Origin of the sequence: Algoriphagus sp., assembly GCF_013373065.1 — a bacterium.
GTDB lineage: Bacteria > Bacteroidota > Bacteroidia > Cytophagales > Cyclobacteriaceae > Algoriphagus.
Window position 1 is genome coordinate 18,387 of sequence record NZ_JABXIN010000036.1, and the last position, 15,157, is coordinate 33,543.

The window sequence follows — 15,157 nt, forward strand, 5'->3', positions numbered from 1 at the left end:
TACTATTAGCTCCTTCATGAAATCAAAAAAATGAAGGGGCTGCGTTAAAATATGTGAGCTCCATCTCCGATTTCGACAGAAATGAAGGAGGGAATAATGCCAAATTCCTTGGTGTAGGAGCTGCTAAGTTCTTCTAGAAAAGGTGCAACCTTTGATTTGCTGATCAAATTGATGGTACAACCTCCAAAGCCACCACCCATCATACGTGCCCCCAGAACTCCCGGGAATTTCCATGCTTTTTCAGCCAGAAAATCCAATTCTTGACAGCTGACCTCAAAATCTTTGCTTAGGCTTTGATGCGATTCCTTGAGCAGCTTTCCGAAAAATCCCAAGTTTTTTTCATTTAAGGCTTTAGCGGCTACTAAGGCGCGGTTGCATTCTGAAATGACATGCTTTGCTTTAGGAAAAAGACTTTCGGGAAGGATTTTTTGGACTTGAGGGAGGTCTGAAATGTTCAAATCCCGAAGTGTTTTTATTCCAGGAAAAGATCTTTTTAGTAATTCCACACTTTCTTCACAAGCTGCTCTTCGCTGATTATAGGCCGAATCTGCTAAGGAATGCTTTACATTAGAATTGACTAGTAAAACCGAATATTCGCCCAAATCAAGTGCGATCTCTTCGTGTTGATTAGTCCGGCAATCCAAAAGCAAGGCTGTTTTTGCTTTCCCAAAAGCTGAGGCATAGGTATCCATAATTCCACAGTGAACTCCTGCAAATTGATGCTCTGAATTTTGGGAATAACGGGCAATTGATAATTTGCTCAGATTAAGCTCAAATAAGGCTGATAAAGCAGTTCCAATGGAAACGGAAAGTGCTGCGGATGAAGATAATCCCGCGCCTACAGGAATATTTCCCCCGATCACCATATCAAAACCTTCAAACTTGTAACCTGCCTGCTGAAGTTGAGCCAAAAATCCCATCACGTAGGTGCTCCAGTGTCCTTTTCTAGGTGAAAAAGCTTGCCAGTCGAATGTTACTTCTTCTTCAAAATCGATTGAATATAAACGGCAGTAGGGAAGTTGATTCTTTTGAACGGCGCTCCAAATCCCAAATTGAATGGAAGCGGGAAGTACAAAGCCCTCTTGATAATCGGTGTGCTCCCCGATCAAATTGATTCTTCCTGGAGCAAAGGCTAAAATCGGTTCAGTCTCAAAAAGTGAGACAAAGGTTTTCCTGATTTGGCCTTCCATATCCTGGTATATTATAGAAAGTAGACGCTTAGATCCGTTGGGAAGATTTTCTAGGAACCAAAGTCGTGTCCAAGACAATGGAAATCGGATCATCTGAAACTAATCCATCCAATTGGTCTAGAAGATGACTTACTGCCAGCTTTCCCATTTCATAACCGGGTTGTGAAACAGTGGTTAAAGGAGGTTCAACTACTGCCGAGGTAGGATTATTAGTAAAGCCTGCCAAGGCGATTTGCTCAGGAACTTTTATACCAACGCTTTTCCAATAGGTCAAAACATCCACAGCCAAAGGATCGATCATACAAAAGACACCGTCTGGTAGCGGGTCCATGGCTGCAATTTCTTTTGCAATCCGAATATTATCAGCCTCAGTCAAGTCTGTAACCTTAATGAATTCTGGATTTTCTTCAATTCCATATTCCTTGAGTGCTTTTAAGTAGCCTTCTTTCCGTTTTTTAGAAATGTAGAGATCCTCAGGACCGGAAACATAGACGATGGAGCGACAGCCACTTTCTAACAAGTGGTTCGTCACCTGATAAGCACCACCAGCATCGTTGAAAGTCACTTTGGAAACGGGAATGTCTTCCTGAACACGGTCAAAAAGCACGAATGGTATTTCCCGATTGTACAATTCAAAAAGATGCTCATAGTGATTCGTTTCCCGGCTTAGGGAAATCATCAAGGCATCTACCTGAGATGCTACTAAGGTTTTGATATTTGCGATTTCCTGATCGATGGATTCGTTGGATTGGCAAATCATGACATTATACCCCCGCTTATTGGCAAAATCCTGAATTCCACTGATACAAGACGCAAAAAAGTGAGATGTGATTTCAGGGACGATAACGCCAAGGGTTTTGGTTCGACTGATTCGGAGACTTTGTGCAAGTAAATTAGGCTGATAATTCATCTCCTTGGCTGCTTCCACGATTTTTCGTTTCGTTTCTTCGTGGAGTTCAGGAGAATCCTTTAATGCCCGGGAAACAGTCGAGACGGAAACGCCTAACTTCTTGGCAATTTCCTTCATGGTGACTTGATGTCCTTTTTTCATGCGTACCTAGTTTTGGCCCAAAAAGCGATAAATTCACTAATGATAGAATTACCAATTTTTGGGGTAAAAGGTTTGATTTTCTGTAATTGCAATAGTCTGCTGTTAGCAATATTGCAAAGTTTTTCTGAAATCCTATTACTCTTGATATATTGTATACAAAACAGTTTCTCCGACTGCTTGCAAAGGACGGGTATCAATCAAGTCCATATTGTCCTGATGAGTATGATGATAATGCCCAAACCCATATTGTGGGGAAAACTCAATGATGTCGATCATAGGGATTTGTGCATACTCATTAACAAAAAGGTGATCATCCAAAATCTCCGGAGAATCCTGAGGAATGAAAAAGGATGAATGTCCCAATTTGGAAGCATGATCCCAGACTTTTTTCAAAATTCCGGAAGCATAGCGACGGGAATATCCCTCCCGATAAAATCGTGCACCTTTTGCTCCTATCAAATCCACTAGTATTCCATAGTAGGCGGAGTAGTTTGGAACATGTTTATTTTTAGACCAATGCTGGGATCCTAGACACCACCAAATTTGGGAATTGTCCCGAACTCGTGCCGTCTCAGGTTCCCCATCATCCTCTCCGTCAAACAAGATAATATCAATTCCTACTTCTGGTTTTAAATCCTGTGTTCCGATCACCCGCGCAATTTCCAGTAAAACACCCACACCGGATCCACCATCATTTGCTCCATCAATTGCTTCTTCCATGCGGTCGGTATCCTTGTCTGCAATTCGGCGAGTATCCCAATGGGCAGCAAGCAGGATTCGTTTGGAAGCTTCGGGATTATATGAGGCGATGATATTGGTCAAATCCCAGGTTTGTTTATCATAAGTGGTCGCCTGAAATTCTTGGGTTTGAACATTCCAGTTCCAAGATTCCAATTTAGAAATAATCCATTCCTTAGTATCTGTATGACCTTTTGTCCCCGGAACTCGCGGGCCAAAATCTACTTGCTTTTCAATAAAGGAATAAGCCGAATCTGAAATGAAACTCGGATAAGGTTTGACTTCAACCGGAGCTATAGTTGTTTCAGTGCGTTGTTCGGATGAACAAGCCCAGAAAAAGACTAAGGCTAATAGAATCCAAAAATTATTCCTCATAAGCCCAGTCGATTCTATCCTTCATATCTTTCACCACAAACCCCATATCCTTCAATCCTGCGCGGATTTCATCTACTTTGGTATAATCACGGGCGGTTTTAGCCTCGCCGTATAATCTCAAAAGGAGATCGATCATGGATTCCTGGGTGTCTGCTTTTTCTTCAATTAAGCCAAGAATATCCACAACGAATGTGGTATAGGTATTTTTCAACTTTGAAAAAACCTCTTCGCCCAAAGCAGCACCCTTTAATTGTCCTGTAAAAATTGAGTTAATCTTTTTAAGCAAATTAAATAGGTGTCCAATAGCCTGAGCGGTATTAAAATCATCATCCATTGCCCGATAGGCATTGTTAATACTAGATTCTATCTGCTGGATTTGTTTTTCATCTACAGGGATCGAATCATCAGCCTGATATTCCAAAAGATGAGCGGTTCGGAGGCCATTGATCATCTTTTTGTAACCCTTCTGTGCAGCTTTCAACGCCTCATTGGAAAAATCCAAGGTAGAGCGATAATGGGCTGTCAACATAAAGTAGCGGATGGTCATTGGACTATAGGCCTGCTCAAGTAGGGCATGATTACCTGTGAAAAGCTCCTGAAGGGTGATAAAGTTGCCCAGAGATTTCCCCATCTTTTGTCCGTTGATGGTAATCATGTTATTGTGCATCCAGTAGCGGGCAGGATCCTGATGATTGCAGGCGTTTCCTTGTGCTATTTCACATTCATGATGCGGGAACATCAAATCCATTCCGCCTCCATGAATGTCAAATTGAGTTCCCAGATACTTGGAGCTCATGGCTGTACACTCCAAATGCCAACCAGGAAAACCTAATCCCCAAGGAGAATCCCACTTCATGAGATGCTCCGGAGCAGCTTTTTTCCAAAGTGCAAAATCGACAGAATTTCGCTTTTCACCTTGACCATCCAAGTCTCTTGTGCCACTGATCAACTCATCCAGTACTCGTCCAGAGAGTTTTCCATATTGGTATTGGTTGTTGTATTTCAAAACATCAAAGTAGACCGAACCATTGACTTCATAGGCTAATCCTTCCTTGAGAATTGCTTCCACCAGGGCAATCTGCTCTGGAATATGTCCGGTAGCTCGAGGTTCGATACTCGGTTTCCAAGTATTAAGGACTGCCATATCCCGATGGTAGGTGTCGGTATATTGCTGAGCAACTTCCATAGGTTCAAGTTGCTCGAGCTTGGCTTTTTTGGCAATCTTATCTTCACCTTCGTCCGCATCTCCCGTTAAGTGACCCACGTCGGTAATGTTTCGGACATAACGAACCCGATAACCCAAATGCGTCAGGTATCGGTTTACTGTATCAAAAGTGACTGCAGGCCGTGCGTGTCCCAAATGGGCATCTCCATAGACGGTAGGTCCACAGACATACATACCCACAAAAGGAGGATTGATGGCTTGGAACTCTTCTTTTTCCCTGGACAGGGTATTGTATAACTTCAGGTGATGTGACTTCATAAGTACGAATTACGATGAGCGGATGATCCGTGGTTCAACGAAGCTGCAAATTAGTGGAAAAAAGGGGGAGATTAAAGTTAAAAATGGTGAGTCCAAAGGTTAAAAACTCTCATTCCTCGAATCGCAGGGTTGAATTTTCTTTTTTCGGTTCACTTTCAATTTTTCTCAGAAGCAAAAAAACCTCTGGCATATTCACCAGAGGTCTTTATACTTTTCTCTTAAAACTAGATTCTCAATTAATGCTTGAAGTGTCTCACACCAGTCATTACCATGCTCATTCCATGAGCGTCGCAATAGTCTATGCTATCCTGGTCTTTGATGGACCCTCCAGGTTGGACAACAGCGGTAATTCCTTCTTTATCGGCGATCTCTACACAATCCGGGAAGGGGAAAAAGGCGTCTGATGCCATTACAGCACCTTTCAAGTCAAAGCCAAATTCCTTGGCCTTGATGATTGCCTGCTTCAAGGCATCCACTCGGGAAGTTTGTCCTACTCCAGAAGCAAATAATTGAGAGTCATTACTCAATACAATAGTATTGGACTTGGTGTGCTTGCATACTTTTGCTGCGAAAACCAAGGCGTCTAGTTCTTTCTCTGTTGGAGCTACTTTGGTAACCACTTTGAAATCCGCTTTGCTTTCTGTAGCTAAATCTTTGTCTTGTTCGATTACACCATTTAAAAGCGTTTTGATCATTTTGGTGCCTGGCAATGCCATTTTTTGGCGAAGCAAGATTCTGTTTTTCTTTCCTTTCAAAAGCTCTAAGGCCTCCTCAGTGAAATCAGGTGCGATCAATACTTCGAAGAATAGCGAATGCATTTCCTCAGCAGCTGCTTTGTCCACGGTTCGATTGGTCACCAATACTCCTCCAAAAGCAGAAACGGTATCAGCCGCAAAAGCTTTTTGATAAGCTTCTTTTACCGTTGCAGCAGTTGCGCAACCGCAGGCATTGGTATGTTTCAAAATCGCAAATGCCGTCTGGTCAGGGAACTCGGCAATCAAATTCACCGCAGCATCAATATCTACCAAATTGTTATAGGAAAGCTCCTTTCCATTCAACTGATCAAAAAGATCATCCAAATTTCCGTAGAAATGAGCGGCTTGATGTGGGTTTTCTCCGTAGCGAAGGGCTTTGGATCTGTTTTCAGAAACCTTCAAAGCCGGGATATTTTCGCTTTGGTTAAAGTAGTTGAAAATATGTGTATCGTAATTCGAAGAAACTTGGAAGGCTTGAGCAGCAAAATAGCGTCGGTCTTCCAGGGTTGTTCCTCCGCCTTGTGATTCCAATTTTGCTTCCAATTCACCATATTGATCTTTGGAGGCGACAATGACTACATCCTTGAAATTTTTGGCTGCAGCCCGAATTAGGGAAATTCCCCCGATATCAATTTTTTCAATAATGTCAGCCTCAGGAGCTCCGGAAGCCACTGTTTCCTCAAATGGATATAAATCTACAATCACTAAATCGATGGCAGGAATGTCATATTCTGCGGCTTGCGATACATCGCCTTCATTTTCTCTTCGGTAGAGAATCCCTCCAAAAACTTTTGGATGAAGAGTTTTCACTCTTCCACCGAAAATGGAAGGATAGCTAGTCAATTCTTCAACCGGAATGACTTCCGCTCCTTGTTCTTCGATAAATTTCTGAGTTCCGCCAGTGGAGTAAATTTTAACTCCATGCTTTTTGAGTAAGGCAATAATCGGTTCTAGATTGTCTTTATAAAAGACTGAAATGAGTGCAGATTGAATTTTTTTGACAGCCATTTTTGGAATGGATTGGGTTGAATTTCAATGAAGTTGCAAAGGTAGAAAAAAAGGAGAGAAGGCTAAGGAAAAATTGGGGTTTATCCCTCCTTTGTTTAGCCTTTGAACCAAGCTTCGTTTTCATAGTCCCGGTATTTTGATTTCCGTTCTCGGTTCCAAATGATCAAATGGGTTTGGTCCCGCTGAACAAAGCGGTAGCCAAAAAGATGAAGGATTGGTTTTGCCAAAAGTCTCGCAACTCGAAGGTCTACGATCATAGAATCTTTTTCTTCAGAAGTCCATCGCACGCCGGGTAGCCACGTAATAATTTTATCCAATTTGTTTTTTCTCAGGAATGAAGAGATTTTCAAAAATATTTCAGGTGTTTTTCGAATTAAAAAGAAGCCATCTTCTCCCTTTGATTGGTAAAGGGGCATAAAAACCATGGTGTCTTTAGTGGCGAAAATTTCTTTATTATCGTAAATAGCCAGTTTCTCTCCTTTTTTAACGGCCTGAAAACTTTCATATCCTGGCATCATTTGAAAAGGGATTTTTTGATCTACATGAAATCGGAAATTGATCTCATAAAAGTGCTCATAAGGACCGTATTTCCGATCCCAGAATTCCAAATGCTGCGTTACTTCCATGTCTTCCTGAGAACAAGCACCCGCAAAAGCTAGGGAAAGTTGGATAAATATCTCGTGGTTTTTGACTGAAAGCGGATCCTCGTGCTGTCCTGCTTCAAATCCAAATGAAACATACCCGAGCTCATTGATATAAGAAAGAACCGGTCCGTCAATGTACTCCTCTATTCCCAAAATGAGAGGAATGGGAAATTGATTGGCAAAATTCCGGTTGATCAGGCTGTCATTGACTGGGATAAAAGGGATGGATTGACTGGATGTAGTGTGAAGATCGAAAAAATAAAGAGGGCCGGTTTCATTGGCAATAATTTTTAGAATCAGATCGTGAAGCTCTACAAATTGCTCTTCATCTTCATTACTGGGAACAAAATGGCCTTGGTTCAGTGCTTCAATATTTTCCCTGGTCCAAAGTCTATTGAGGTCTTTTTTTTGAAAACGTTCCTTACGTTGCAAAGCCCAAAGATTTCCGGCAATACCTGTAATTTTTCCTTTTAGTGGAATCTTTTTATCCCGGATTTTCTGAATGACATTTTTAAATGCAAAAACTCCGGAAGGTTCATTTCCGTGGATTCCACCAAAAAATACTAGGTGAGGACCCGGTAAATCACCTTCTAGTTGATCGATAAATCGATCAGTAATAATTTCTTCACTTGGTGGTAGCTGGTTATTTTGATTTGGCACTTTGAAATTTCTCAAGATCCTTTAGGGTGATAATTCCTACCAAATGGCTATTGTGAACCACCGGTAGACAACCAATATTATGTTGTCTTATTTGCTCGATAGCATGGGAGATAGTGTTGGAAGGATGAGTGTAAATCACCTCCTTCACCATGATGTCTTTTGCCTGCAATTGAGAGGAAGGCTCTTGGATTTGTTCCCAAAATTTTTCGAGATGTCGATAGGTGATTAATCCGACTAATCGCTCCCGATTATCCACCACGGGCAAATGATGGATGTTATTCCAGTTCATAAATTCCAACGTTAATCGGGCAGAATCCTCTGCATCCGCCGTAATTAAAGTAGTGGTCATGATATGTCCGACCTTGCCGGCTTTGGTTTCAAATTCGTGAAAATCATTCACATCCGGCCAATCCGAAATAGGGGCATCCTGTTGTTGATTGGTATAAATTAATTGTGTCAGGGCAACCAAGGCATCGTCTACTTTGTGCTCTTTTTTAAGCATCCGGAAATTTTTGATCATCCATTGCGAGCCGGTTTGCTTCTTTACCCGTCCTTCGATGATACCCAGATAATGGGTAATCGTGTCGGTAGGAATATTCATTTTCTTAAGCCCTTCGTTAGCAATGGGTAGAAAAACTTCGAGAATCAACTGATTGGCAGGTGTTCTTTTTCCCATCCAATTCATGCAGGTTTCATTACCATATCGTGCTGCTCTGATAAAGTTGGATTTGACTTCTTCAAATTCCATTAGAGAGGGCAAATCATCATAGGCTTTCGGTCTTCCTTGCATGAGCCCTGCCCATAAAACAAAATTTGCCATCTCATCTTCAGGGGTGGGGCCTGCTGGTATATATCTGTTCTCAATTCGGAGATGGGGTTTGCCATTTAAAACTCCATAACAAGGTCGGTTCCATCGATAAATGGTTCCGTTTTGAAGGTTGAGGGCTTTTAATTTTGGGATAGTCCCTCTGGCTATTTCTTCTAGGGCATTTTGTTCTATTTCTTTGGTTAATAAAATTCGAAAGTTGGAAAGCTCCTTTCTGAAATAGTCTACGATATTTCCTTTAACCCAAGAATTTCCAAAAGACACCCGAGCTTGCTTCGTGGTTTGGGCTTTGGACATTTTCCGAGTATCTATGCTTTGTTGAAAGAGAGCAATTCGGGTTTCATTCCAAAGTTCTTTGCCCATAAGAATGGGAGAATTCCCAGCCACCGCCAAGACAGGTCCCGAGATTGCCTGCGCCCAATTATAACTGGATTCGAAATCATCAGGCTGAATTTGAAGATGCATTTGAAAACTGGTATTGCATGCCTCAAACATCACCGAATCATGAATGATCGACAATTCATCTACACCCGTAAAATTCATTCGGAAATTGCCCCCTCTCGCTTTTTTCATCAAATCATTGAGGGCAAAATAGCGGGGATTTTCGGTCATGTAACTCAAGGACAATTCATCCATTGAAATTGTAGGAAGAATACCTGTGATTAAAACCCGGTCTCCAAATTTAGAGCTACTCTTTTTCGCTTTTTGGATCAATTGTTTTAGCTGATCCTCCATTTTTTTAAAGCAGTCTCCCTCAAAAAGAATAGGGTCCAAGTTTATCTCAAGATTGTACTTCGCTAGTTCGGTGGTGAAATGAGAGTCTTGAAGATCTGCTAGGACTTCAGCAGCTTGATTGGTAGGGCGGCCATGTTCATTGATTAGGCAAAATTCCTGTTCGGCTCCAATACGTGTTACTCCTTTTTCAAGGAGATCATTTTTTACTAAATAATCTAGGGCTTGAATATCTCCTAAAAGATGACTTATAAAAAGATTTCTTGCCTGAGCATTTGCATCTAAACTGACCTGATGATCGCCCATTTAATTTTGATTTTAAGCGCTAAACGTAAATAATACTGAGAAACTCAGTAGCTGTCAGCATCAAATCTCAAAATCATTTCAAACTTTTTAGCTGATGATTGTCATATTTTGAGAAATATTCAAATTCAGGACTTTCTTTTCTTTTGTAATCAGAAAAGGTTGAATCAAAGTAAGCTATCGATGACTTCAGGGAAATACCGATGTTCCAAAGCGTGCACTTTTTCTGCGATAGTTTCTGGAGTGTCTTCAGCAGTCACGGGAGTAGCTGCTTGAAAAATAATTTTACCTTCATCATAATGCTCATTGACTAAGTGTATGGTAATCCCGGTTTCTTGATCTCCTGAGGTTTTCACCGCTTCGTGTACATGCATTCCGTACATTCCCTTTCCTCCATATTTGGGAAGAAGTGCCGGGTGAATGTTCACCATTCGATCAGGGAATGCCTTGATCAGAGCATCGGGAATCTTTAATAAAAAACCCGCAAGAATTACCCAATCCACTTTTTCAGATTGAAGTTTTTCCAAAAGGATTCCTGCGTCCATTTCTTTTTTTGAAAACGTGAAAGTAGGTACTCCAAACTTTTCCGCTCGTTTCAAGACAAAGGCATCTGTTTTATTTGAAGCGACCAAGGAGACTTTAGCCTTTGGTGAATTTTGAAAATACTCCATGATCTTTTCTGCATTGGAGCCACTTCCTGAAGCAAGGATTGCGAGACGTTTCAACGTGAATGGATTTGATTCGAGGTAAAATTAAAAAAGGCCCCTTGATTTTCACAAGGAGCCTTTGCTTTCTTTTCAATTGATTAAAAGGCTGGAAACTCTTGTTGTAAACCTTTAAAAGCATCAATCATTTCCCATGTGGGTCGATAGAATTCTTGTCGCAAACGACTACTTACTGTCCCTTCTTGTATGTATTGAAGGGCAGCTGCCAAACGCAAATCCCGGGTATCACCCCATTGAAACTGCGGGCTGTCACTTACACTGAAATCCGCCGGGAATCCATCAAAATACTCTGCTTTTCCCTGAGAATTTGCAATTGCAAAGGTGATGGGAACAAGTTCGACATCATTCTCTTGTAAAACCTGATTAAAGCGAGCTAAGGGGAATGAGCCAACTGGTTTGCCAAAGGTATTATCCCCAATCAAGACCAAATCCATGTAGGGGTCGAGGGCATTGATTACCAACTCGGATGCTGATGCAGTGCCCCGACTTGTAATAAAGATGATACGATTGAGATTGAGTGTGCCTAGCTTTTTGAAAATCTCAGATGTATTGAAATTGCTTTTTGCATTGTTCAGCTTGTTGGTGTACATCAAACGGTCTGAATTTCCCGGATTAATAAGGTAATTATTGATCTGTTCGGCTACATCCACAGAACCTCCGCCATTATATCTTAAGTCCACAATCAATTCGGAAATCCCCTGTTCCATGAAATATTTCATGGAGTTTTCAACCTCTCGACTTTGAATTGGTGTCACATCTGGAGTAGCCTTGAAACTTTGATAAACCCAATACCCAACTTTTTTATCCTGCAATTCAAAAACTTGTTGGTGTAACACGGAATTGGACTGGTATTCCGCCTTTGTATTGGTTCGTGTGGTAACACTTCCATCAGGGAGTCGGAATGTAAACGTATTTGTTATTCCAGGATCAGGTGGGCCTAATTGAAAATCGTAGATATTCCCAGATTTATAATCTGAAAGGGGTTTTCCATTGATTTCTATAATCTCCCAACCTCGCTGCCAACCGTCTTTGCCGGCAGGAGCCTCTTCAAATACAAAAGTTAAATACAGTCGTTCCTCAGCGTCAAATCCAAATCCAAAACCATGTCCTGCATTTCTTCCTACAAACGCATTTTGAAAGGCCTCTTGAGTCGTCAGATACGAAAACCTATCAAGCGGTTTGAAAATAATAGCATCCAAGAATTCTTCATTCGAAGTATAAGCTCCCGTATTGACATTCGCAGGAAGCTCCATATTCCAAAAGTACCATTCCTTCATCGTTGAGAAAATGGCTTCTCTTACGACATTGGATTGAGGTTGAGGTGCTGGTTCTTCCGGAGGATCACATGCCCAAAAGCTCAATACCAAAAGCCCGAATACCCATTTAAGATTTTTCATAGGCAGCTTTTTTATAATCAAAACGCAAAAGAGGTCGAATTGATTTTAAATCGCGATATCATAAACTTTGACCGTCTTCCACATGGAAGAATACTTTTCAATAAACTCCAAGTGAAGTGGATCAACTTGGTAGGCTGCTTGATCTTCTAAACTGTCAAAAAACAAAGTGCAGGAAACATGCCAAGAGTGGTCAACTACATCTCGCGCTTCAGTAGGAGCGGGGATTCCTGGAATGAATTGTCCAACAGTCTTACACTGCCCAAGCATAGGAACGGCTTTGGATAAAAATTCATCGGTATCATTTTTATCGTGTAGCCAGAAGAATACTTGGTGGATCATTTTTTGGTTTTTCATGTCTTTTGAAATTGAGGTGATAGGTAAGAAAGCCGCTGCAGAAGCTGCTGTTACGGTTTTTATAAAGTTTCTTCGATTGTTCATGTCCCTAGGTGCTCAGGTTAAGAACATTAAATATAGAGAATCTAATTTAGGAGAAGGAAAATCTGAATTCCATTTTTAATAAGGATTCATTCTAATCTCGTGATATAGTAATTTAGGACATCACAAGATGCAAAAGTCTAAATACTTGAAGTGTAGAAGACCTGGAAAACTGATTGGGGTGTGCCCTATATCGGTATGGTGATTCTGGGGGCTTTTCTGATAGATCAGGGTATAAGTAATTTAGATTCTGCAGCGCTAAAGGAATTTATTCCAAGAAAGATGGAAGGACTGGCAGAAATATATATCTGGTCCGAATTATCTCATTAATGATAAAACGTATTAGCTCACTTAAATAAATTGGATAGCGATAATAAAAGGCCATTGATTGGTGAAAAGGGAAGATTCCTTCTAAGAAACATGCTCAAAGGTTTCCTCTATTTGGGGGTATTGGTTGTCTTGTTTTTTTTGATTAGAAAATCCTTTACAGAACAGGAGAGATTGGAATGGTTTGGGACGATTTACAATAATCCATTACTTGTAATGTCCATTTTTGTAGGTTCAGAAGTCCTTTTTGGTATAATCCCTCCAGAGATTTTTATGCTTTGGTCTCTCGAGACTGGATGGATGGGGCCTTATTTCTTGAGTATAGGACTCTTTTCGTTCATTTCTTATGCCGCAGGATATTTTAATTTTAACCTTGGGCTTTTGATCAATCACAAAAGCAAAATCCTCAAATCCAGCAATAAGTATATTCAAAAGTATCTGGATTTATTTAAGAGATACGGTGCCTTTATGGTGATTGTAGCCTCCATTAGTCCGCTTCCTTTTTCTTTAATCTCATTACTGGGAGGGGCTGCCGGCTTGGATAAGCGAAAGTATATCCTAAACAGCTTATTCAGAATCCTGAGATATTTTGTTTACGCTTATGTATTGTGGTTGATTCAAACCTAATGTTGTCAAAGACTAAGTTTTGCTTTTTATAAAAAAAGACCTCGATGAAAATTCACCGAGGTCTTCTTATAATTAATAATCTTGAATTTTGATTTAGAAATTAAGCTTCTTTTTTAGCCATTCTGTTTCGCTCATTTTCATCCAAATAAATCTTTCTCATTCGGATGTTTTTCGGCGTGATTTCCAAATATTCGTCTTTTTGAATGTACTCCATGGCCTCTTCCAAAGAAAATCTCTTAGGAGGAGCAATTCGCGTATTGTCATCCGAACCAGAAGCCCGCATATTGGTCAGTTTTTTGCCTTTTTGGACGTTAACAACTAAGTCATTATCTCGGGAATGTTCTCCGATTACCTGACCCGTATACAATTCATCTCCCGGCTCGATGAAGAAAATTCCCCGATCCTGTAATTTATCGATGGCATAGGCAGTACAAGGTCCACCTTCCATGGAAATCAGGGAACCGTTAATTCTTCCTGGGATAGGGCCTTTGAAAGGCTCATAGGCAGAAAATCTATGGTTCATAATTGCTTCCCCTTGGGTAGCTGTTAGAACATTGTTTCTTAAGCCAATCAATCCTCTGGATGGAATCTTAAATTCTAAGTGCTGTAAATCGCCTTTTGGCTCCATCACCAACAATTCACCTTTTCGCTGGGTAGCCAGTTCAATGACTTTGCCTGCAGTTTCCTGTGGTACATCTACGACCAAGGTCTCGATAGGCTCGCATTGCATGCCATCGATTTCTTTAAAAATTACTTGGGGCTGTCCCACTTGAAGCTCATAGCCTTCTCTTCTCATTGTTTCGATTAAGACAGACAAGTGAAGAATGCCTCGACCATAAACCAAGAATTTGTCTTCTGAATCGGTAGGTTCTACTCGAAGGGCTAAGTTTTTTTCCATCTCCTTCATCAATCGGTCTCTCAAGTGACGAGAAGTAACAAACTTTCCTTCCTTACCGAAGAATGGAGAGTTATTGATTGTGAAGAGCATGTTCATGGTAGGCTCATCAATCGCAATACGCGGAAGCGGTTCAGGATTCTCCACATCAGCGACTGTGTCCCCAATTTCGAAATCTTCCAAACCGGTAATCGCACAGATATCTCCTGCTTGAACAGTTTGCACTTTGTTTTTACCTAAACCTTCAAATGTATGAAGTTCTTTTACGCGCATTTTTTTGATGCTGCCATCGGCCTTGCATAGGGCGATTTGTTGTCCTTCGGAAACTGTTCCTCTTTTTACTCTTCCGATGGCGATACGACCAACGAAATTTGAGTAATCCAAAGAGGTGATCTGCATTTGCAAAGAGCCTTCTTCAATTTTTGGAGAAGGAATGTATTCCAAAATCGCATCTAAAAGAGGAAGGATTGAATCGGTTGGATTTTTCCAATCCGGCCCCATCCAATTTTGCTTCGCAGAACCATAAAGGGTATGAAATTCCAGTTGCTCTTCAGTTGCGTCCAAATTGAACATTAGGTCGAATACAGCCTCATGAACTTCATCCGGACGGCAATTTTCCTTATCAACTTTGTTGACTACAACGATTGGGGTTAAACCCAAGGAAAGTGCCTTTCCCAATACAAATCGGGTTTGTGGCATCGGGCCTTCGAAAGCATCTACCAAAAGGATCACCCCGTCAGCCATTTTTAATACGCGTTCTACTTCTCCGCCAAAGTCTGCGTGACCTGGGGTATCAATAATATTGATTTTGGTGTCTTTGTAGCGTACGGAAACGTTTTTGGAAAGAATAGTAATTCCTCTTTCTCGCTCCAAGTCATTGTTATCCAGGATCAAATCATCGAATTGCTGATTTTCTCGGAAGATTTTGGAAGCGTGGATAATTTTATCGACCAAGGTGGTTTTTCCGTGGTCAACGTGTGCGATAA

12 protein-coding genes are annotated in these 15,157 nt (G+C 41.0%); 1 reads left to right on the forward strand and 11 read right to left on the reverse strand.

From position 1 onward, the window contains the following. Nucleotides 1-44: 44 nt before the first annotated feature. The 10 genes from HWE15_RS15890 to HWE15_RS15935 form a co-directional block, all read right to left on the reverse strand. The gene (locus tag HWE15_RS15890) at nt 45-1,283 is read right to left on the reverse strand and encodes a galactokinase (protein WP_290508524.1); all 1,239 of its coding nucleotides are present in this window, start codon (nt 1,281-1,283) and stop codon (nt 45-47) included. After that, a complete protein-coding gene (locus tag HWE15_RS15895) occupies nt 1,219-2,241 on the reverse strand; it encodes a LacI family DNA-binding transcriptional regulator (protein ID WP_290508525.1) in 1,023 nt (340 codons plus the stop codon). The genes HWE15_RS15890 and HWE15_RS15895 overlap by 65 nt, the downstream gene beginning before the upstream one ends. A 135-nt stretch (nt 2,242-2,376) precedes the next feature. Then, a complete protein-coding gene (locus HWE15_RS15900; RefSeq protein ID WP_290508526.1) occupies nt 2,377-3,354 on the reverse strand; it encodes a M28 family peptidase in 978 nt (325 codons plus the stop codon). After that, nucleotides 3,344-4,837 (reverse strand): cysteine--tRNA ligase, encoded by a 1,494-nt coding sequence (gene cysS, locus HWE15_RS15905; protein ID WP_290508527.1) that lies wholly within the window; start codon nt 4,835-4,837, stop codon nt 3,344-3,346. The genes HWE15_RS15900 and cysS overlap by 11 nt, the downstream gene beginning before the upstream one ends. A 236-nt stretch (nt 4,838-5,073) precedes the next feature. Further along, nucleotides 5,074-6,600, reverse strand: a complete 1,527-nt coding sequence (gene purH, locus HWE15_RS15910) for a bifunctional phosphoribosylaminoimidazolecarboxamide formyltransferase/IMP cyclohydrolase (protein ID WP_290508528.1) — start codon at nt 6,598-6,600, stop codon at nt 5,074-5,076. Between the two features lie 95 nt (nt 6,601-6,695). After that, nucleotides 6,696-7,904: a succinylglutamate desuccinylase/aspartoacylase family protein gene (locus HWE15_RS15915; protein WP_290508529.1), complete on the reverse strand. Its 1,209-nt coding sequence runs from the start codon at nt 7,902-7,904 to the stop codon at nt 6,696-6,698. Further along, on the reverse strand, nt 7,888-9,768 hold the full coding sequence (locus HWE15_RS15920; RefSeq protein ID WP_290508530.1) for a CBS domain-containing protein: 1,881 nt from the start codon (nt 9,766-9,768) through the stop codon (nt 7,888-7,890). The genes HWE15_RS15915 and HWE15_RS15920 overlap by 17 nt, the downstream gene beginning before the upstream one ends. A gap of 164 nt (nt 9,769-9,932) precedes the next feature. Next, nucleotides 9,933-10,490, reverse strand: coding sequence for a phosphoribosylglycinamide formyltransferase (gene purN / locus HWE15_RS15925; protein WP_290508531.1), 558 nt, complete (start codon nt 10,488-10,490; stop codon nt 9,933-9,935). An 80-nt stretch (nt 10,491-10,570) separates the two neighbouring features. Further along, the gene (locus HWE15_RS15930) at nt 10,571-11,887 is read right to left on the reverse strand and encodes a S41 family peptidase (RefSeq protein ID WP_290508532.1); all 1,317 of its coding nucleotides are present in this window, start codon (nt 11,885-11,887) and stop codon (nt 10,571-10,573) included. A gap of 45 nt (nt 11,888-11,932) precedes the next feature. Continuing rightward, nucleotides 11,933-12,325, reverse strand: a complete 393-nt coding sequence (locus HWE15_RS15935; protein WP_290508533.1) for a Dabb family protein — start codon at nt 12,323-12,325, stop codon at nt 11,933-11,935. 417 nt (nt 12,326-12,742) lie between these two features. Between HWE15_RS15935 and HWE15_RS15940 the strand changes: the two genes are divergently transcribed. Next, on the forward strand, nt 12,743-13,276 hold the full coding sequence (locus HWE15_RS15940; RefSeq protein WP_290508534.1) for a VTT domain-containing protein: 534 nt from the start codon (nt 12,743-12,745) through the stop codon (nt 13,274-13,276). 100 nt (nt 13,277-13,376) lie between these two features. Here HWE15_RS15940 and typA read toward each other — a convergent pair whose 3' ends face one another. After that, nucleotides 13,377-15,155: a translational GTPase TypA gene (typA, locus tag HWE15_RS15945; RefSeq protein WP_290508535.1), complete on the reverse strand. Its 1,779-nt coding sequence runs from the start codon at nt 15,153-15,155 to the stop codon at nt 13,377-13,379. Between the last annotated feature and the right edge of the window lie 2 nt (nt 15,156-15,157).